Source organism: Streptomyces sp. NPDC052701 (assembly GCF_040678355.1).
Lineage (GTDB): Bacteria > Actinomycetota > Actinomycetes > Streptomycetales > Streptomycetaceae > Streptomyces.
The window spans coordinates 162,503-180,194 of record NZ_JBFATO010000009.1 but is presented as its reverse complement, the minus strand read 5'-3'; the positions used below and the strand labels follow the sequence as shown (position 1 = coordinate 180,194).

Genomic DNA, 17,692 nt, shown 5'->3' with positions numbered 1-17,692 from the left:
ATCTTCCGGCTGGCACACTGGACGCCGTGAGCCACGACCCGACGCCCCTGGACGACAGCCCCTTCCGCTCCGAGCCGAGCACCCGCGACCAGGCACCGCAGTACGTGCTGCCGCTGGTCGTGCGGATCGAGCGGGCCGCGCCGCCCGCCCGGACGGACGCGCTGGAGACGGCGGCGCGTGCGGTGCTGGTGATGCTGAACGACGAACGCTCCCGCGGCGACGGGGAGTGGGCGCAGGCGGTGCGGGACTGGCAGGACGCCCGGATCCGCAAGGTGGTGCGGCGGGCGCGCGGCGCCGAGTGGCGGCGGGCCGAGGCCCTGCCCGGCATCACGGTCACCGGCAAGTCCGCCGAGGTGCGGGTCTTCCCGCCCGTCCCGCTGGACGGCTGGCCCAGGGACCTCGCCCGGCTGCAGGTCTCCGGCACCGAGCTGGAGGACCCGGAGCCGCCGGTGGACGCGGACCCGTCCGCACCGGTGCTGTGGATGAACCCGGAGCTCGGCATGTCGGCCGGCAAGGCGATGGCGCAGGCCGGTCACGCCGCCCAGCTGGCCTGGTGGGAACTGTCCGACGAGGAGCGCGCCGCCTGGCGCGACGCGGGCTTCCCCCTGGCCGTGCGCACCCCCGGCCCCGACCGCTGGCGTCACCTCACCGCCTCCCGGCTGCCGGTGGTCCGCGACGCGGGCTTCACGGAGATCGCGCCCGGGTCGTGCACGGTCGTCGCGGACCATCCCGCACTGCGGTGACGGGAAGCCGCCGGGGCTCCTCGCGCGGTGGGCGCACCTGCCCGGCCGAACCTCAAATGTTGCTCTGAACGTCCCTCCCCGAGGGTTGGGCCGCGTGTCCCGGGGCGATGACTCCGGCACGCCGCGACGGCCGGCGTCCGGCCGCGGGGGCGTGCCCGGGCGGCCCGGCGGACGTGCGGCGCGGCGGACCACGAGGGGCAGGGGGGACGATGGAGCGACTGGGAACGGGCATCGGGTGGCGGCCGGAGATCGCGGACGCCGTGGAGCGCATGCCCGGCGTCGACTGGGTCGAGGTCGTGGCCGAGAACGTCTGCCCCGGGCATCTGCCCGAGTCGCTGCTGCGGTTGCGCGAGCGCGGGGTGACCGTGGTGCCGCACGGTGTCTCGCTCGGGCTCGGCGGCGCCGACCGGCCCGACGAGGGGCGGCTGTCCGCGCTGGCCGAGCGGGCGCAGGCGCTGGGCTCGCCGCTGGTCACCGAGCACATCGCGTTCGTCCGGGCGGGTGGGCCGCTGACGGCCTCCCCGCGTCTGGAGGCCGGCCACCTGCTGCCCGTGCCGCGCACCCGGGACGCCCTCGACGTGCTGTGCGAGAACGTGCGCATCGCGCAGGAGGCGCTGCCGGTGCCGCTCGCCGTGGAGAACATCGCCGCCCTCCTGTCCTGGCCGGGCGAGGAGCTGACGGAGGGACAGTTCCTGTACGAGCTGGCCGACCGCACCGGGGTGCGGCTCCTCATCGACGTGGCGAACCTGCACACCAACCACGTCAACCGCGGCGAGGACCCCGCCGAGGCGCTCGCCGGGCTGCCCCTGGAGGCCATCGCGTACGTCCATGTCGCGGGCGGCTTCGAGCGCGACGGCGTCTGGCACGACAGCCACGCCCACCCCGTGCCCGAGCCCGTCCTCGGCATCCTCACCGACCTGGCGTCCCGCGTGGCCCCGCCCGGAGTGCTGCTGGAGCGGGACGAGAACTTCCCGGCACCGGCCGAGCTGGAGCGCGAACTGGAGGCGATCCGGGGGGCCGTGCACCGGGGGCGGGCGTCGGCCGGGACGCTGCGCGGACCCGCGTCGGCCCCCCGGGGCGCCGACGGGCACCCCGCCCCCGCCGGGCCCGCCCGTCAGCGGCTCGCCCTCGCCCAGACCGCGCTGCTGTCCGCGCTCGTCGCCGGGACGCCGGCGCCGGAGGGGTTCGACCGGGCGCGGGTGGGGGTGCAGGCCCGGGCGCTCGCCGGGAAGCGGGCGGACGTCGTGGCGAAGGTGGCGCCCGAGTTGCCGGTGATCCTCGCAGCGGGCTACCGGCCCGCCTTCCTCGCCTACGCCCAGAAGCACCCGATGACCGGCGGCTACCGGCGGGACGCGCTGGACTTCGTCGAGCGGCTGCTGGTGGAGGGGCGGCTGGACGACGTGCGCGTCCGGCGGGCGGCGCGGGAGTGGTGGCTGGAACGGGCGGGGTCGCGCCCGCGCTCGGAGCGTCCGGTGGTGCGGTTCGCCCGTGCGACGCGCAGGGCACTGCTGCGGCGGTGAGCGCGGCCGGGCCGGGCGGGAAGGGCCGCGCCCCGGCTCGCCCCGGCCTTCCGGGTGTGCCGGAAACAACACCTCGACCGCGCACAGGCAGCGTCAGGCGCGTTTCGGCCGCCCATATCCGCGTATGCCACCCGTATGCCCTCTCCCGTTCACCCCACCCTGCCCCGGTTCCACCCCTTCGCTCCTGTACGGGAGTTGGCGTAGATCACGCAGTAATATGCCAATCCCGCACCGAAGCGCACTGATGTGCGGTGCCGCGACAGGAGGCACCATGCGACCGCGACCCCCCGTCAACGGCCGAGGGGTGTTCAGTGGCACCGGGCTCATCATCACGGGCCTGGCGGCGACGCTCGCCGCACTCGTCTTCCCGATCTGGTCGTACGCCGACCGGTCCGGCACGGGTCCGGACGTCCTGAACGCCCAGACCGTCTCGACGCGTCACGGGCCGCTGTCCGCGCTCGACCGGGACTTCCTCACCAAGGTCCGGCTGGCGGGGCTGTGGGAGCTGCCGGCCGGGCAGCAGGCGCAGGCGAAGGGGACCACCCCGGCCGTGCGGACGGCGGGGCGGCACCTCGTCGAGGGGCACACGTTCCTGGACGAGCGCGTCCGGGACGTCGCCGCCGAACTCGGCCTGGAACTGCCCGACGAGCCCGACGAGCAGCAGCGGCAGTGGCTCGACACCCTGGACGCGGCGCGGGGCGTGGAGTACGACCGGCAGTTCGCCAACATCCTCAGGCTCGCGCACGGCAAGGTGTTCCCGGTGGTCGCCCAGGTGCGCGCCGGCACCCGCAACTCCCTGGTGCGCGGCCTCGCCGACGACGCGAACGCCACCGTGCTGGACCACATCAAGGTGCTGGAGGCCACCGGGTACGTCGACTTCGACGCGCTGGCCCGGGAGCTGGCCGCCGGGAGCACGCCCCCGGTCACCCCCTCCCCCGCCCCGCCGGGGCCGGTCTCCGATCCCGTCCCTGCCGCGCCGGTGACCCCCTCGCCGTCCCCGAGCTACCCGCTGCCGCCGCCCGCCTCCAGCCCGCCGCCGCGGGAGATCGAGGACTCCTGATCCCGCAACGGCCCCGGACCGGCCCGCGGACCTAAGCGGAACGTCACGTACCGGCAACGCTCCGTCCGGATGGTGAACAAGGCATGGTGTTCCCGCGACGGTGTCCCTTACAAACAACTCATGTTCTGGGTTCTTCTCCTGCTGTCGGCCTGGGCCGTCGCCGGCACGGCGTGCACGCGGCTGTGCCTGGCCGCCGTACGCGCGGCGGCCGCGGACACGGAGGGCCCGGCCACGGCCCGGGAACACGAACTGACGCTGTACGAGGCCGCCTTCCTCTCCGGCGGGCCCCGGCGGGTCGCCGACGTCACCCTCGTCTCCATGGCGCGGCAGCGCCGGCTGCTGCTGGCCCACACCGGCTGGGCCACCGTCGTCGATCCGCGCGGCCGGGACGAGATGGAGCGGTCGGTGATAGGGGCGATCGGGCCCGGGGGGCAGTCCCGTATCGCTCCGGTGCGGGCCGCCGCCGCGGCGGCGGACGCGGTGCGCGGGATCGCCGACCGGCTGGCCGGCGCGGGGCTCGCCGCGCCCGACTCCCGTACGACGGTCGCGACCGCGGTCCGCCGGGTGCGCCTGGCCGCACTGGCCGTGCTCGCGCTGGGGACGGCCGCCCTGCTGGTGCCCGCCCCGCCCGACGTGCCGCGCCACCTGGTCGCCCTGTGGTTCGCGCTGCCGCTCGCCCTGACGCTGGGCTGTCTGGTCATCGCGCGGATCGAGGTCCACCCGTACTCGCCCTGGGCGTCCCCGGCCGGCCAGCGGCTGCTCGGTGCCCTGGCGCGGCGCTCCGACGCCGCCGGCGGCGACCGCGCGTACCTGACGTCCGTCGCCGTGCGCGGCGTCCACGCGGTCGGGGAACCGGACCTGCGGGCCGCCTTCGCCCACCGCGAGCCGTACCACGAGGCGCACGACTGAGCTGCGGACCTGCCCGGCCGGCCGGGCAGGTCCGCCCGGCCGGCGGCGGAGCAGGACCGGTCAGGCGAGGCCTTCCACCAGCTCCGCCACCGACTTGCGGCGGCCGGTGAAGAACGGCACCTCCTCGCGGACGTGCAGCCGGGCCTCCGAGCCGCGCAGGTGGCGCATGAGGTCGACGATGCGGTACAGCTCGTCGGCCTCGAAGGCGAGGATCCACTCGTAGTCGCCCAGCGAGAACGAGGCGACCGTGTTGGCGCGCACGTCCGGGTAGCCGCGGGCCATCTTGCCGTGGTCGGCGAGCATGCGGCGGCGGTCCTCCTCCGGCAGCAGGTACCAGTCGTAGGACCGCACGAAGGGGTAGACGCTGACGTAGGCGCGGGGCGTCTCGTCGGCGAGGAACGCCGGGATGTGCGAGCGGTTGAACTCGGCCGGGCGGTGCAGCGCCATGTTGGACCACACCGGCGTCAGGGCGCGGCCCAGCCTGGTGCGGCGGAAGAGGTTGTACGCCTCCTGGAGCCGGTCGCTGGTCTCGGCGTGCCACCAGATCATGAGGTCGGCGTCGGCGCGCAGGCCGGACACGTCGTAGGTGCCGCGGACCGTCACGTCCTTGGCGGCGAGCTGGTCGAACAGCTCCTGGACCTCGTCGGCGTACCCGGCGCGGTCCTCGGGCAGCACGTCCTTCAGCCTGAAGACGGACCAGAGCGTGTAGCGGATGACCTCGTTGAGGTCCTTGGCCAGCTTGCCCTTGTTCGGGATGCGCTCGGGGGCGGTGGTGGGGGCGTCGTCACTCATGGCCTCATTCTCCCGCTCCGCCGTGCAGGCTCTGCACCGGGTGGGCGGTGAGCTCCTGCACACCCCGCAGGTCACCGTGGATCTGGTCGACGGCCGCGTACGCGCTCGCGACGCAGGCCGGGATGCCGACGCCGTCGTACTGCGCGCCGCACACGGCGATCCCCGGGAGCTTCGCGAGGTGCTCGCGGATGCGGGCCACGCGCGCGTGGTGGCCGACGGGGTACTGGGGCAGGCCGTCGTCCCAGCGGGTGACCCGGGTCTCGACGGGCGTGGCGTCCAGGCCGATGGCCTCCCGCAGGTCGCGCCGGGAGACCTCGACGAGCCCGGCGTCGTCGCGCCCGAGGATCTCCGTCTCGCCGTACCGGCCGACCGAGGTGCGCAGCACGACCAGACCGGGGTCCTCCTCGGCGATCCAGCCCCACTTCTGCGAGGCGAACGTGGCCGCCTTGATCGTGCGCCCGTCGACCGGCGGGACGAGGAAGCCGCTGCCCGCGGGCAGGCCGGTTCCGGCACGCCGGTAGGCGAGCGTGACCAGTGCCATGGAGGCGTACTCGACGGCCGCCAGCTCGGCGGCGGCGCCGGGCGCCTCGGCCTCCAGCAGCCCGGCGGCGGCGGGCGCGGGAACGGCGAGGACCACGGCGTCGGCGTCCAGCGCCCGGTCCCCGGTCGCGACCCGCCAGAGCGCGCGGGCCGGGCGCGCCGCCCCGGCGCCGTCCCGCTCCGGCGCCATCCGGCGCAGCTCCGTCACCGGTGAGCCGGTCAGGATCCGCCCGCCCCGCGCCCGCACCGACTCGGCCACCGCGAGCGGCAGCGTGCCGACGCCGCCCCGCAGGCCCGTGAAGACCGGCCCGGTCTGCCGGGCTGCGGCCGCCTCCGCCTGGATCTCGCGGACCGCCTCCGTCAGGGAGGTGTGGGTCCGCGCCGCCCGGAAGAGCCGCGGGACCGCCGAGCGCAGGGAGATGCGGTACGCGTCGCCCGCGTACACCCCGCCCAGCAGCGGCTCCACCAGGCGGTCGACGACCTCGCGGCCCAGTCGCGCCGCCACGTACTCCCCGACCGCGACGTCGTCGCCGACCTCCGTGCGGGGCAGTTCGGCGTCGCGCCCGATGCGCGCCAGCCCTTCGTCGGACAGGAGGCCGGCGAGGGCGGACGCGGTGCCGGGAACGCCCATCACATGGCCCTTGGGCATGGGGCGCAGGGCGCCGCGGGTCCAGATCGACGCCGTCGCGGTGGCCGGGGGCAGGAGGCGGTCGGCGAGGCCCACCTCGCGGGCCAGGTCCACGGCCTCGGGGCGGCGGGCCAGCATCGACTCGGCGCCGAGGTCGACGCGCACGCCCGCGACCTCGCCGGGCAGCAGCTTGCCGCCGACCCGGTCCGAGGCCTCCAGCACGGTCACCCGCGCCCCGCGCTGCAGCAGCCGGTGGGCGGCGGCCAGCCCGGCGACGCCCGCTCCGACGACGACGACATGCCCCGCGCCCGTACGTGATCCGCTCATGGCTCCACCTTCTCAGACGCCGCCGGCGGTCACGGCCGCGGTCGCGGCGGGGCGGCGCGGCTGCGGTCACGGCGGGGCGGCGCGACCGCGCCGAGTCCGTACCGTGATCCGTTCGGGACCGTTCCGCGCCAACGTCCGGTGCCGCCCCGGCGTCGAAGAAGCGTCAGTCGTCACCGTGTTCCGGGGGATGCCCACATGCGCACACCACGATCCGTACGCCCCGCCCAGGCCCTGGCCGGGGTCCTGCTGGCCGCGGCCCTCGCCCTCACCGGCTGCAGCGGCGCGGACGACACCGCCGCCGGGGGCGGTTCCGCCGCCGACAAGGCCGCCGCCCCGCCGAACGGCCGGGAAGGCGCGCCCGGCGGCTACGCGCAGGACGACGCGAGCGGCGCGAAGGCCACCGCCCCGCCCGAGGCCGCCGCGAGCCACGTCATCCGCACTGCCTCACTGACCGTGCAGGTCGAGGACGCTCCCAAGGCCCTGGACGAGGCCCGTACGGCCGCCGAGGACGCGGGCGGCCACATCGGCCGGGAGACCACCACCCGGGACGAGGAGGGCCGCGAGCGCATCCGGGCCGTGCTGCGCGTCCCCGTGGCGAAGTACGAGGAGGTCCTCGCCGGCCTGGAGGGCGCCGGCAAGCTCCTCGAACGCAGCGCGAAGGCGCAGGACGTCACCGACCAGGTCGTCGACGTGGAGAGCCGCATCGCGTCGCAGCGCGCCAGCGTGGCCCGCATCCGCGAGCTGATGGACCGGGCGGACAAGCTGAGCGACGTGGTGATGCTGGAGGGCGAACTGAGCTCCCGCCAGGCCGACCTGGAGGCGTTGCTCGCCCGGCAGGCGTCCCTGAAGGACCGCACGAGCCTGGCCACCATCACCCTGTCCCTGTCCGAGACTCCGGTGGAGAAGGCCGCGAAGGAGGACGACGAACCGGGGTTCGTGGACGCGCTGGCGGGCGGCTGGGACGCGTTCGTGACGATGCTGCGCTGGCTCGCGGTGGCGTTCGGCGCGGTGCTGCCGTTCGCCGCGGTGGCGGCCCTGCTCGCCCTGCTGTGGCTGCGGGTCGTACGCCCCCGGCTGCCGCGCCGCCCGCGGCCCGCGCCCGCGGCGAGCGCCCCGGGCCCGCTGCCGGCGGCCCGGCCGGCCCCGGGGGCCGGGCACCCGCAGGAGCCGGGCGGGCAGGTCTGAAGTCCCCTGCCCGCGTAGCGTGTTCGCATGAACATGAGCCGTGCGCGCAGGGGAACGGAACGACTGGTCGTGATCGGCGGCGACGCCGCGGGGATGTCCGCGGCGTCGCAGGCGCGCCGCCTGAAGGGCCCCGACGAACTGGAGATCGTGGCGTTCGAACGCGGCCACTTCACCTCCTACTCGGCGTGCGGCATCCCGTACTGGGTGGGCGGTGACGTCCCCGACCGGGACATGCTGATCGCCCGCACCCCCGAGGAGCACCGGGCGCGCGGCATCGACCTGCGGCTGCGCACCGAGGTCACGGAGATCGACGTCGCCCGGCAGCGGGTGCGCGCGCGTGAGGTCGACTCCGGCGCCGAGTCGTGGACGCCGTACGACAAGCTCGTCATCGCGACCGGGGCGCGGCCGATCCGCCCGGACATGCCCGGCGCCGACGCGCCCGGTGTGCACGGCGTGCAGACCCTGGACGACGGGCAGGCCCTGCTCGACACGCTGGCACGCACGCGTGGCCGGCGGGCGGTCGTGGTCGGCGCGGGCTACATCGGCGTGGAGATGGCCGAGGCGCTCATCAAGCGCGGTTACGAGGTGACGGTCGTCAACCGCGCCGAGGAGCCCATGGCGACCCTGGACCCCGACATGGGCCGGCTGGTGCGCGAGGCCATGGAGGGCATGGGCATCACCATGGTCGGGAACGCCGCGGTCACCGGGATCCTGACCGGGGACGACGGCCGGGTGCGCGCGGTGGCCACGGACGGCGCCGAGTTCCCGGCGGACGTCGTGGTGCTCGGCATCGGCGTCCGCCCCGAGACGACCCTGGCGAGGGCGGCGGGACTGCCCCTGGGGGTGCACGGCGGGCTGCTGACGGACCGGTCCCTGCGGGTGCGCGGCCACGAGGACATCTGGGCCGGCGGCGACTGCGTCGAGGTCCTCGACCTGGTCTCCGGCCAGGAGCGCCACATCGCGCTGGGCACGCACGCCAACAAGCACGGCCAGGTCATCGGCACCAACGCGGGCGGCGGCTACGCCACCTTCCCGGGCGTGGTCGGCACGGCGGTCAGCAAGGTCTGCGACCTGGAGATCGCCCGCACCGGCCTGCGCGAGAAGGACGCGCGCCGCGTCGGCCTGCGGTTCGTGACGGTCACCGTCGAGTCCACCAGCCGCGCGGGCTACTACCCGGACGCCTCCCCCATGACGGTCAAGATGCTGGCCGAGCACCGCACGGGCCGACTGCTCGGCGTGCAGATCGTGGGCCGGGAGGGGGCGGGCAAGCGGGTCGACATCGCGGCGGTCGCTCTCACGGCCGGCATGACGGTGGACCGGATGACGTCCCTGGACCTCGGCTACGCCCCGCCCTTCTCGCCGGTGTGGGACCCGGTGCTGGTGGCGGCCCGCAAGGCGGCCGGGGCGGTGGAGGAGCACAGCTGACGGCCCCGCGGGGCGGCGGCCGGCCCGCGGGGACGGCGCAGCGGCCCCGCGGTACGCCTACGCCGTCCCGTTGATCCGGTCGATCGCCTGTCGCGCCTGCTCGGCCGGCGGCCGCGAGGGCAGCGAGGACACCGAGGCCGCGGCCGTCACGGTCGGCGGCTGCTCCCCCGCCGGTTTGGCGTGCGCGGCGGTCCGCGGCGAGCGCAGCCGATGGCTCACCGCCTCGTCCAGCGTCACCGGCCGCTGCATCTGGGAGGCCAGCCGCCCGGCCTCCTGGCCGAGCCGGGCCACGTCCTCCCAGGGCAGGCGCACCACCAGGGTGAGTTCCGCCTCGCCGTCGGGCAGTGCGTGCATCGCAGGAGCGCCTCGGTCGTTCATCGCCTGTCCCTCACCTCGGCCCCGCGGCCCGTCTTCCCCGTGCCGCGGACGGTTGAGGAGACATACGCACGCGCGCGAGCCCGCGTTCACCGATTCGCCGACGGCTTCCCGGGCACACGTGGGGTGTGGTCATCCCCGTCCATGACGTGAATCCGGCGCGCCGCACCCCCTGGGTGACGTACGCGCTGCTCGCCGGCAACCTCCTCGTCTTCCTGTTCATGCCGGGACTGGCCGGTTCCGTGGCGGGCGACGGCAGCCTGGCCCAGCTGTGCCACCTCCAGTCGTTCCTGGACCAGTACGCCGTGGTGCCGCGCGAGCTGATCCACCACCGGATGCCGCAGCTGGTGCCCACCGGCGACGTCGGGGTGGGCCCGCAGGGCCCGGGCTGCCTGGTCGGCCCGCCGTCCTACGACAAGTCCCCCGAGCTGAGCGTCCTGACGGCGATGTTCCTGCACGGCGGCTGGCTGCACCTGCTGGGCAACATGCTGTTCCTGTGGATCTTCGGCAACAACATCGAGGACCGGATGGGCCACGTCCGCTTCGCGCTGTTCTACGTCGTCTGCGGGTACGCGGCGTCCTACGGCTTCGCGCTCGCGAACTCCGGTTCGGGAGAGCCGCTGATCGGCGCCTCCGGGGCGGTCGCCGGGGTCCTCGGCGCCTACCTGGTGCTGTATCCCCGGGCCCGGGTCTGGGTCCTGGTGCCGTTCCTGGTCTTCCTGCCGCTGAGGCTGCCGGCCTGGATCGTGCTCGGCTTCTGGTTCGTGCTCCAAGCGGTCTACTCATCCGGCGAGGGCGTCTCCCAGGCCGGCACCGTGGCCTACCTGGCGCACGTCGTCGGCTTCGTGACGGGCATGCTGATCGCCTGGCCGCTGCGTCCCGGCACTCCGCCGCCGCCGGAACCGCGCGGCGTGCTCTTCGGCAGGCAGGCCCGGCCGGGCTGGTGAGGGGGCCGGGCGGGTCGTGTGCGTGGTGGTGCGGCGGGGTGGCGGGGTGGCGGGGTGGTTCAGAACGCGTCGCTGGGCACGTAGGTCCCCCACACCTCGCGCAGCGCGTTGCAGACCTCGCCCACGGTGGCGCGGGCGCGCAGGGCTTCCTTCATGGGGTAGAGCACGTTGTCGTCGCCCTCGGCGGCCTTCTGCTGGACGAGCCGGGACCCGGTCCGGGCGGACGTCCTCGCTGGCCTGCCGTTCGGTGAGGCCGGTGATGAGCGGTCCGCCGGGCCGTCCCCCGAACGGGACGCGGTCTCCGCCGGCTTCGCGTGGGGCGGTGCGTCGCCGAGGACCCGGGCCCGTTCCGGCCCGCGTCACCGGGGTCAGCGGCTGACGAGTCCGGCGTCGTGGGCGATCAGGCCGGCCTGCGTCCGGTTGGCGCACCCCAGTTTGACGAGCATGCGCGAGACGTAGCCCTTCACCGTGGCCTCGCTGAGGAACAGCTTCGAGGCGATCCGGGCGTTCGACAGGCCCCCGCCGAGGCAGGCCAAGACGTCCCTCTCCCGGTCGGTGAGCCTGCTCACCAGGCTCTCGGCCCGCTCGCGGACGGCCTCCGCGTCGGAGGAGGCCGCCACCAGCCGGCGCGCGGCCACCGGCGAGAGGACCGTGTGGCCGTCGGCCGCGACGCGCACGAGCCCGATCAGGTCCTCGGGGGGCGTCGACTTCACCAGGAATCCACTGGCCCCGCTGCGCAGGGCCCGCAGCACGTACTGGTCGGCGTCGAACGTGGTCAGCGCCACGACCTTCGGCGGCCGGTCGAGTACGGAAATGCGCTCGATGGCGGCCAGGCCGTCCACACCGGGCATCCGCAGATCCATCAGAACGACATCGGGGCGGTGCCGGACCACGGCCTCCACCGCGGCCGCTCCGTCATGGGCCTCATCGACTACTTCGATGTCCTCGGCGGATCCGAGAATCGTGCGCAGATGTGCACAGACCATGGGCTCGTCGTCGACGACCAACACCCGAATCGCTCCGTGCCCCATGCGCGGCAGTCTATCCAGCTATCCAGCCGAAGGTTCGGTGGGCAGAACGGCTTTCAGGTGGAAGCCGCCGTCGGACCCGGGCCCCCACTCGATGGTCCCGCCCACGAGTTCCACCCGCTGCCGCAGCCCTTCCAGGCCACTGCCCGACCCGCTTCCCGCCAGTTCCTCGTCCACCGGCCTTCCTTGGCCGTCGGGAGCCTAATGGGTCCTCACGCGGAGCTTCGACGGCCGCTGTGACCCGGGGCCTCCCACGTCCCGCCGCGGGAGGCCGCCGGACGGGAAGGAGGGGGCCGACCGGCTACTTTCGTCGGTAGGGGGGCCAACGTTTCCCTCTGCCGGACGGGAGGCCGGGCGGTGTCCACTCGTATGTGTCGGCGGCCCGGTGGTCGGACTCCGGGCCGGGGGTGAGAGGCACGAGGCACTCACCCGGAACGAATCGAGGAGCGGCATGCTGTGGGTCGGCATCGTCCTGGCGGTCCAGGGGTTCGGATCATTCCTGACCGAGCGGGCCTGGGACACGGAATTCGGCGTCACGGCGCTGCTGCCGGACAGTACGCCTTCATGGGTGGGTCTTCTGGTCGGCGTCGTCGGCCTGGCCGTCATCGCGATGACGGCCCCCCGTTCCCGCGGGTCCGCGCGTGACTGACGCTTTCGCACACCGCCGGCACCCGAGTCCCCGGTGATCGGCGCATCCCCCGTCGCCGACGGTAGGACCCGGTACGACCGCCTGGTGGAGCGACCTGCCGCTCCACCACGGCCGGCGCCCGTCCGCCTGCCCGGCCCCGCGGTCTCACCGTGCCGCGGCCGGCTACCGCGGCGCGGTGAGACCGACGCCGAGGGCGCCGAGCAGCTCCGATGCCGTCCGGGCGGCGGAGGGGCTGGTGAGCACCTCGGCGGGGCCGTGCCCGAGGGTGATCTCCCGGGCGACGAACCTCGCCTCGGGCAGCACCAGGGCCTCCCGGGTCCGGCTGAGCCCGCGACCGGGGTCCGACGAACTCAGCGCGGTGCAGCGGGCGCAAGGCCGGCCCCTCCGGGGCCGTCCGGAACGACGCGCCGGGCGAACGGTCCACTGCTTTGGACACCCGCTGCCGGGAAGGACGGACGGCGCGTGTGACACCCGGCGCCGGACATCCGTTCGGGAAGCCGGGTTAGTTCCGGGAGGGCACCGCCCGAATACCCCTACCGAGCCCTTATCAGGCGGTCAGCCACCCCCTGGCCCGGGCCAGTTCGACCACGCAGCTGCGGATCTGCCTGATCTGCGCGGCGGTCAGCGAGTCGACCGACTCGACCAGCGCTTCCGTCAGGTCGGTGCGGAACCGTGCGGTGTCGCGCGGGGCGTCGCCGCGGTCGCCCGGCCGGTCCGCGACCGACTCGCCCGTCGCGGCGGGGCGGTGGGGAATCCGGTTCGCGGACGGCTGGTAGACCAGCCGGACCTGCGAGGCCTTCGGGCCCTTCTCGCCCATCTCCATGAAGAACTCGACTTCGCTTCCCTCGTGGTAGAGGTACTTTTCGTCGAGCAAGTCGTTCGCGTGCATGAAGACGTCTTCACCCGGCTCCGACGGGACGATGAATCCGTACCCACGGACCTCGTCGAAACGCAGCACCTTGCCGGTCATCAGCACAGCCCACACCTCCAGCGACAACACCACGACAACCGAGGGACCCCGCGCGCGGGCCGCCTCGCGGGGCGAACTTACACAGCCTCACCGCGGGATACGACCCCTGCTTTTCCCGGCGGGCCGCTCGCACGGCGCCACCCGCCGGGTGCCGGCGGCACCGCCGGACCGTGCCGGGCCCGCGGTGCGCGCTGCGGGCGGTGCGCCCCTGCGGCGCGGGCGTACGCGGCGCCGGGACCGGGCGTACGCGGCGCACGTCGGCGGCTTCGCCGCCGGCCCGCCGGCCGCCCGGCCGCTCAGGCCCGGCACGCCGTCCCCGCCAGAACCGCGCGGCCTGCCGTCCGGCAGGCGGGCGCGGCCCCGGCGCACCCGGTGATCAGCGGGCCGTCCGGGTGTGGACGTACTCCACGAGCCGGGTCAGCGCGTCCGGGTCGGTGGCCGGCAGGACGCCGTGACCGAGGTTGAAGACGTGGCCCTCCAGGCCCGCCGCCGCGTCCAGGACCTCCTGCGTCCTCGCCTCGACCGCCTCCGGGGTGGAGAACAGCACGGTGGGGTCGAGGTTGCCCTGGAGCGCCTTGCCGGGGCCGACGCGGCGGGCGGCCTCGTCCAGCGGGACGCGCCAGTCGACGCCGACGACGTCCGCCCCGGCCTCGCCCATCAGCTTCAGCAGCTCGCCGGTGCCGACGCCGAAGTGGATGCGGGGGACGCCGTAGGGCGCGACGGTCTCGAAGACCTTGCGGGAGGCCGGCATCACCGAGCGCCGGTAGTCGGCGGGTGCCAGGGCGCCGACCCAGGAGTCGAAGAGCTGGACCGCCGAGGCGCCCGCCTCGATCTGCACCCTCAGGAACGCGGCCGTGATCTCCGCGAGGCGGTCGAGCAGGTCGGCCCACAGCCCGGGGTCGCCGTACATCATCGCCTTGGCGTTCTCGTAGGTGCGGGACGGGCCGCCCTCGACGAGGTAGCTCGCCAGGGTGAACGGCGCGCCCGCGAAGCCGATGAGCGGGGTGGGGCCGAGCTCGCGGGTCAGCAGGCCGATGGCCTCGGTGACGTAGGAGACGTCCTCGGGGGTGAGGTCGCGCAGCCGGGCGAGGTCCGCGCGGGTGCGGATCGGCTGCTCGACGACCGGGCCGACGCCCGGCTTGATGTCGAGGTCGATGCCGATGGCCTTGAGCGGGACGACGATGTCGCTGAAGTAGATCGCCGCGTCCACGCCGTGGCGCCGCACCGGCTGGAGCGTGATCTCGCAGACCAGCTCGGGACGCATGCAGGACTCCAGCATCGGGATGCCCTCGCGCACCTTGCGGTACTCCGGCAGTGAGCGCCCGGCCTGCCGCATGAACCACACCGGCGTGTGCGGCACGGGCTCGCGCCTGCACGCCTTCAGGAAGGCGCTGTCGTACGTCGCGGTCGGCTGCTTGCCCGAGGGGCTTCCGTTGGCACTCACGACGGCAAGTCTCGCACGGCGGCCCGGGCGGCACGGTCCGGGTGCGGGGTGCCGCGCGGGGCGCAAGGGGTGTCTTGCCCTGCGCGAGACCCCCGTTGCGCTTAATCTTCCCCGCATGGCTGCGGCTCAGGGACGACTGTCGGACGGCGCTGGCGGAATGGACGATTCCAAGGACACCTCCGAGGACACCTCCAAGGACACCTCCAAGAACACCGGGAACGGCCTCCGGGACGAGGGCTCCGCCCCGCTGCCGTTCCGGGCCGCCGTCGACGCGCTCAGGGCGGCGCGGCCGCGACCGCAGATCGAGGTGGAGCCGACGCGTCCGCCGCAGCGGCTCGCTCCGCACGCGTACGCCCTGGAGGCCACGGTCGTCGACGGCGAGCAGGACCTGGCCGACGGGCGCCTGGTGCTGCTGTACGACCCGGCCGGGCACGACGCCTGGCGGGGCACGTTCCGCCTGGTGACGCTGGTGCGCGCGGAGCTGGAGGCGGAGATGGCCGCGGATCCGCTGCTGCCGGAGGTGTGCTGGTCGTGGCTGACCGGCGCGCTCCAGGCGCGCGGGCTGGCGTACGGCGAGCCCAGTGGCACCGTCACCCGGGCGAGCTCGCACTACTTCGGCGGGCTGGCCACCCGCCCGGCCGCCTCGCAGATCGAGATCCGCGCCTCCTGGACGCCCCGCGAGGGCCTGGGCGGGGTCCCGGACACGGCCGCGCACCTGACCGCCTGGTGCGATCTGCTCGCCCAGGTCGCGGGATTGCCGCCGGCCGGGCCGGGGGACGCGTCGGTGGTGACGCTGCCGCAGCGGCGCGGACCGCAGGCCCACTGACCGTCTCTTTGTCGATACGACCACTTCCAGTCACGAGCGTTCCTCGAACGAACCGATTCGTTCACCGAACGATCGACCGCATGTCCGAATTGCACAGATTGTTACTCACTAAATCGTGATCTTTCTCTAAAGGGCCGCAGGTTTGGTGCCGAAGACGACTGTGACCTTGAAAGCCGTCCCGCACCCAGGAGGCCTGGTGTCCGTTCTCCTCGAGCAGCCCGCAAGCCTGGTCGCCTACCGCCCGAACAAGCCGACCGCCATGGTGGTCGTGGCCGATCCGCGCGTCCGTTCCACCGTCACCCGCCATCTCTGGGCGCTCGGTGTGCGCGACGTCATCGAGGCCTCGTCCATCGCGGAGGCTCGTCCCCGCATCGGCAACCCGCGCGACATCTGTGTCGCCGACGTCCACCTGCCCGACGGCTCGGGCCTCACCCTGCTGTCGGAGACCCGCGCCGCGGGCTGGCCCAACGGGCTCGCCCTCTCCGCCGCCGACGACATCGGCGCCGTTCGCAACGCCCTCGCCGGCGGTGTGAAGGGTTACGTCGTCACCGGCACCCGCACCAACGTCGGGCTCCCCACCCGGCCCGGTGCCGCCCCCATCGGCGCCGCCGCCGCGCGGCTGCACCGCCGCCCCCCGGGTGCCCCGAGCCACCCGGGCGGCTACCGGGAGCTGTCCGGCCGCGAGGTCGAGGTGCTGCGACTGGTCGCGGAGGGCCAGTCGAACAAGGCGATCGGCGTCTCCATGGGCCTGTCCGCGCTGACCGTCAAGAGCCATCTGGCCCGCATCGCCCGCAAGCTGGGCACCGGCGACCGCGCCGGAATGGTCGCGGTGGCCCTGCGGACCGGCATCATCCACTGACCGCCCGCGATCATTCACGGACGTGAACGGCGCCGGCCGCCGGTTCCCCCCGCACGCCCGCCATCCCTCATGAATCCACCGTTTCCCCGGCCTGACCGGTTTACGACCCTCGGGTGCCCGTCGACGGAACGTTCCGTCGGCGGGCGCCGTCGTTGCACGGATACTCTTGACATGTGACCGACGCCCACGAGACCGCAGCAGACAGTTCACTGCGAACCACCGGAGGCGCCCCTCCGGACGACGACGGACCCTCTGCTGCCGAGGCGCCGATCCCGCTGCTCGAACCCCGTGAGGGCGTTCCGCCCGTGGTCGCGGACGAGGCCGCCCTCACCGAGGTGACCGCCGCCTTCGCCGCGGGCTCGGGTCCCGTCGCCGTCGACGCCGAGCGCGCCTCCGGCTACCGCTACGGCCAGCGCGCCTACCTGGTGCAGCTGCGCCGCCAGGGCGCCGGGACCGCGCTGATCGACCCCGTGGCCTGCCCCGACCTGACCGCGCTGGGCGAGGCGCTGTCCGGCGCCGAGTGGGTGCTGCACGCGGCGACGCAGGACCTGCCCTGCCTGCGCGAGATAGGCATGGTGCCGACGCGGTTGTTCGACACGGAGCTGGCCGGGCGGCTCGCCGGGTTCCCGCGGGTCGGCCTGGGCGCGATGGTCGAGAGCGTGCTCGGCTTCGTCCTGGAGAAGGGCCACTCGGCCGTCGACTGGTCCACCCGCCCGCTGCCCGAGCCCTGGCTGCGGTACGCGGCCCTGGACGTCGAGCTCCTGGTCGACCTGCGGGACGCGCTGGAGAAGGAGCTGGACCGGCAGGGCAAGCTGGAGTGGGCCCGGCAGGAGTTCGACGCGATCGCCTCGGCCCCGCCGCCGGAGCCCCGCAAGGACCCGTGGCGGCGCACGTCCGGGATGCACAAGGTCCGCCGCCGGCGGCAGCTGGCCGTCGTGCGGGAGCTGTGGCAGACGCGGGACCGGATCGCGCAGCGGCGGGACGTCTCGCCCGGCAAGGTGCTCCCGGACGCGGCCATCGTGGAGGCCGCGCTGGCCATGCCGGCCGATGTGCACGCCCTCGCCGCGCTGAACGGGTTCGGGCACCGGACGGGGCGGCGGCAGCTGGAGCAGTGGCAGGCCGCCGTCGACCGGGCCAGGACGCTGCCCGACGCGCGGTTGCCGCAGCCCGGGCAGCCGGTGGCCGGGCCTCCGCCGCCGCGGGCGTGGGCCGACAAGGACCCGGCGGCGGCGGCTCGCCTCTCGGCGGCCCGGGCGGCGGTGTCCGCGCTGGCCGAGCGGCTCAACATGCCGCAGGAGAACCTGATCGCGCCGGACACCGTGCGGCGGGTGTGCTGGGAGCCGCCGAAGTCCGTCGACGCGGAGTCCGTGGGGGCCGCGCTGGCCGGCCACGGTGCGCGGCCGTGGCAGGTCGAGCAGGTGACGCCGGTGCTGGTGGCGGCGCTGTCCGTCCAGGGCGCCTGACC

The 17,692-nt window shown here is 74.7% G+C and carries 19 protein-coding genes and 2 pseudogenes; 12 read left to right on the top strand and 9 right to left on the bottom strand.

The window, feature by feature from the left end:
* The first annotated feature begins 26 nt into the window (after positions 1 to 26).
* The 4 genes from AB0L29_RS13805 (at position 27) to AB0L29_RS13790 (ending at position 4,232) form a co-directional block, all read left to right on the top strand.
* Positions 27 to 743 carry an aminoacyl-tRNA hydrolase gene (locus AB0L29_RS13805; protein WP_365826638.1) on the top strand — a complete coding sequence of 239 codons (717 nt, stop codon included), beginning with the start codon at positions 27 to 29 and terminating at the stop codon, positions 741 to 743.
* Between the two features lie 209 nt (positions 744 to 952).
* Positions 953 to 2,263, top strand: coding sequence for a DUF692 domain-containing protein (locus tag AB0L29_RS13800; protein WP_365826636.1), 1,311 nt, complete (start codon positions 953 to 955; stop codon positions 2,261 to 2,263).
* A 271-nt stretch (positions 2,264 to 2,534) separates the two neighbouring features.
* Complete coding sequence (locus tag AB0L29_RS13795) at positions 2,535 to 3,323, top strand: DUF4142 domain-containing protein (protein ID WP_365826634.1); 789 nt, start codon at positions 2,535 to 2,537, stop codon at positions 3,321 to 3,323.
* A gap of 120 nt (positions 3,324 to 3,443) precedes the next feature.
* Positions 3,444 to 4,232: a TIGR04222 domain-containing membrane protein gene (locus AB0L29_RS13790; protein WP_365826632.1), complete on the top strand. Its 789-nt coding sequence runs from the start codon at positions 3,444 to 3,446 to the stop codon at positions 4,230 to 4,232.
* A gap of 60 nt (positions 4,233 to 4,292) precedes the next feature.
* On the opposite strand, the gene hemQ is transcribed toward AB0L29_RS13790, so the two are convergent.
* Both hemQ and hemG read right to left on the bottom strand, forming a co-directional pair.
* Complete coding sequence (hemQ, locus tag AB0L29_RS13785; RefSeq protein WP_365826630.1) at positions 4,293 to 5,024, bottom strand: hydrogen peroxide-dependent heme synthase; 732 nt, start codon at positions 5,022 to 5,024, stop codon at positions 4,293 to 4,295.
* Between the two features lie 4 nt (positions 5,025 to 5,028).
* On the bottom strand, positions 5,029 to 6,519 hold the full coding sequence (hemG, locus tag AB0L29_RS13780; protein ID WP_365826628.1) for a protoporphyrinogen oxidase: 1,491 nt from the start codon (positions 6,517 to 6,519) through the stop codon (positions 5,029 to 5,031).
* A 195-nt stretch (positions 6,520 to 6,714) separates the two neighbouring features.
* On the opposite strand from hemG, the gene AB0L29_RS13775 reads away from it, so the two are divergent.
* Both AB0L29_RS13775 and AB0L29_RS13770 read left to right on the top strand, forming a co-directional pair.
* On the top strand, positions 6,715 to 7,704 hold the full coding sequence (locus AB0L29_RS13775) for a DUF4349 domain-containing protein (RefSeq protein WP_365826626.1): 990 nt from the start codon (positions 6,715 to 6,717) through the stop codon (positions 7,702 to 7,704).
* 27 nt (positions 7,705 to 7,731) lie between these two features.
* Positions 7,732 to 9,129: an FAD-dependent oxidoreductase gene (locus tag AB0L29_RS13770; protein ID WP_365826624.1), complete on the top strand. Its 1,398-nt coding sequence runs from the start codon at positions 7,732 to 7,734 to the stop codon at positions 9,127 to 9,129.
* Between the two features lie 57 nt (positions 9,130 to 9,186).
* On the opposite strand, the gene AB0L29_RS13765 is transcribed toward AB0L29_RS13770, so the two are convergent.
* Positions 9,187 to 9,507 carry a hypothetical protein gene (locus AB0L29_RS13765; RefSeq protein WP_365826622.1) on the bottom strand — a complete coding sequence of 107 codons (321 nt, stop codon included), beginning with the start codon at positions 9,505 to 9,507 and terminating at the stop codon, positions 9,187 to 9,189.
* Positions 9,508 to 9,632: 125 nt separating this feature from the next.
* On the opposite strand from AB0L29_RS13765, the gene AB0L29_RS13760 reads away from it, so the two are divergent.
* A complete protein-coding gene (locus tag AB0L29_RS13760) occupies positions 9,633 to 10,451 on the top strand; it encodes a rhomboid family intramembrane serine protease (protein WP_365826620.1) in 819 nt (272 codons plus the stop codon).
* 59 nt (positions 10,452 to 10,510) lie between these two features.
* Here the strand turns inward: AB0L29_RS13760 and AB0L29_RS13755 are convergent.
* The 3 genes and pseudogenes from AB0L29_RS13755 to AB0L29_RS13745 form a co-directional block, all read right to left on the bottom strand.
* Positions 10,511 to 10,645 (bottom strand): annotated as a pseudogene (locus AB0L29_RS13755) (methylmalonyl-CoA mutase family protein); the annotation flags it as partial.
* Between the two features lie 174 nt (positions 10,646 to 10,819).
* Positions 10,820 to 11,482, bottom strand: coding sequence for a response regulator transcription factor (locus tag AB0L29_RS13750; RefSeq protein WP_365826618.1), 663 nt, complete (start codon positions 11,480 to 11,482; stop codon positions 10,820 to 10,822).
* Positions 11,483 to 11,500: 18 nt separating this feature from the next.
* Positions 11,501 to 11,656, bottom strand: a complete 156-nt coding sequence (locus AB0L29_RS13745; RefSeq protein WP_365826616.1) for a hypothetical protein — start codon at positions 11,654 to 11,656, stop codon at positions 11,501 to 11,503.
* 274 nt (positions 11,657 to 11,930) lie between these two features.
* On the opposite strand from AB0L29_RS13745, the gene AB0L29_RS13740 reads away from it, so the two are divergent.
* Entirely contained in the window at positions 11,931 to 12,128 is a 198-nt protein-coding gene (locus AB0L29_RS13740) for a hypothetical protein (protein WP_365826615.1), read from the top strand.
* Positions 12,129 to 12,290: 162 nt separating this feature from the next.
* On the opposite strand, the gene AB0L29_RS13735 is transcribed toward AB0L29_RS13740, so the two are convergent.
* Positions 12,291 to 12,431 (bottom strand): hypothetical protein, encoded by a 141-nt coding sequence (locus AB0L29_RS13735; protein WP_365826613.1) that lies wholly within the window; start codon positions 12,429 to 12,431, stop codon positions 12,291 to 12,293.
* Between the two features lie 244 nt (positions 12,432 to 12,675).
* Entirely contained in the window at positions 12,676 to 13,104 is a 429-nt protein-coding gene (locus AB0L29_RS13730) for a cold shock domain-containing protein (RefSeq protein ID WP_365826709.1), read from the bottom strand.
* 206 nt (positions 13,105 to 13,310) lie between these two features.
* Here AB0L29_RS13730 and AB0L29_RS13725 point away from each other — a divergent pair.
* A pseudogene (locus AB0L29_RS13725) lies at positions 13,311 to 13,474 on the top strand (rhomboid family intramembrane serine protease); the annotation flags it as partial.
* Here the strand turns inward: AB0L29_RS13725 and hemE are convergent.
* Complete coding sequence (gene hemE, locus AB0L29_RS13720; RefSeq protein WP_365826611.1) at positions 13,475 to 14,542, bottom strand: uroporphyrinogen decarboxylase; 1,068 nt, start codon at positions 14,540 to 14,542, stop codon at positions 13,475 to 13,477.
* A 115-nt stretch (positions 14,543 to 14,657) separates the two neighbouring features.
* Between hemE and AB0L29_RS13715 the strand changes: the two genes are divergently transcribed.
* The 3 genes from AB0L29_RS13715 (at position 14,658) to AB0L29_RS13705 (ending at position 17,690) form a co-directional block, all read left to right on the top strand.
* On the top strand, positions 14,658 to 15,368 hold the full coding sequence (locus AB0L29_RS13715) for a DUF3000 domain-containing protein (protein ID WP_365826609.1): 711 nt from the start codon (positions 14,658 to 14,660) through the stop codon (positions 15,366 to 15,368).
* Positions 15,369 to 15,564: 196 nt separating this feature from the next.
* Positions 15,565 to 16,227 (top strand): response regulator transcription factor, encoded by a 663-nt coding sequence (locus tag AB0L29_RS13710; RefSeq protein WP_003993737.1) that lies wholly within the window; start codon positions 15,565 to 15,567, stop codon positions 16,225 to 16,227.
* A gap of 173 nt (positions 16,228 to 16,400) precedes the next feature.
* Complete coding sequence (locus AB0L29_RS13705; RefSeq protein WP_365826607.1) at positions 16,401 to 17,690, top strand: ribonuclease D; 1,290 nt, start codon at positions 16,401 to 16,403, stop codon at positions 17,688 to 17,690.
* Positions 17,691 to 17,692 lie beyond the last annotated feature (2 nt).

Excerpts from the sequence above, each read along its gene's own strand:
- hemQ (WP_365826630.1), bottom strand. The coding sequence starts at position 5,024 with ATGAGTGACGACGCCCCCACCACCGCCCCCGAGCGCATCCCGAACAAG.
- hemG (WP_365826628.1), bottom strand. The coding sequence starts at position 6,519 with ATGAGCGGATCACGTACGGGCGCGGGGCATGTCGTCGTCGTCGGAGCG.
- AB0L29_RS13740 (WP_365826615.1), top strand. The coding sequence starts at position 11,931 with ATGCTGTGGGTCGGCATCGTCCTGGCGGTCCAGGGGTTCGGATCATTC.
- AB0L29_RS13795 (WP_365826634.1), top strand. The coding sequence starts at position 2,535 with ATGCGACCGCGACCCCCCGTCAACGGCCGAGGGGTGTTCAGTGGCACC.
- AB0L29_RS13715 (WP_365826609.1), top strand. The coding sequence starts at position 14,658 with ATGGCTGCGGCTCAGGGACGACTGTCGGACGGCGCTGGCGGAATGGAC.
- AB0L29_RS13765 (WP_365826622.1), bottom strand. The coding sequence starts at position 9,507 with ATGAACGACCGAGGCGCTCCTGCGATGCACGCACTGCCCGACGGCGAG.
- AB0L29_RS13790 (WP_365826632.1), top strand. The coding sequence starts at position 3,444 with ATGTTCTGGGTTCTTCTCCTGCTGTCGGCCTGGGCCGTCGCCGGCACG.
- AB0L29_RS13770 (WP_365826624.1), top strand. The coding sequence starts at position 7,732 with ATGAACATGAGCCGTGCGCGCAGGGGAACGGAACGACTGGTCGTGATC.
- AB0L29_RS13775 (WP_365826626.1), top strand. The coding sequence starts at position 6,715 with ATGCGCACACCACGATCCGTACGCCCCGCCCAGGCCCTGGCCGGGGTC.
- AB0L29_RS13800 (WP_365826636.1), top strand. The coding sequence starts at position 953 with ATGGAGCGACTGGGAACGGGCATCGGGTGGCGGCCGGAGATCGCGGAC.
- AB0L29_RS13750 (WP_365826618.1), bottom strand. The coding sequence starts at position 11,482 with ATGGGGCACGGAGCGATTCGGGTGTTGGTCGTCGACGACGAGCCCATG.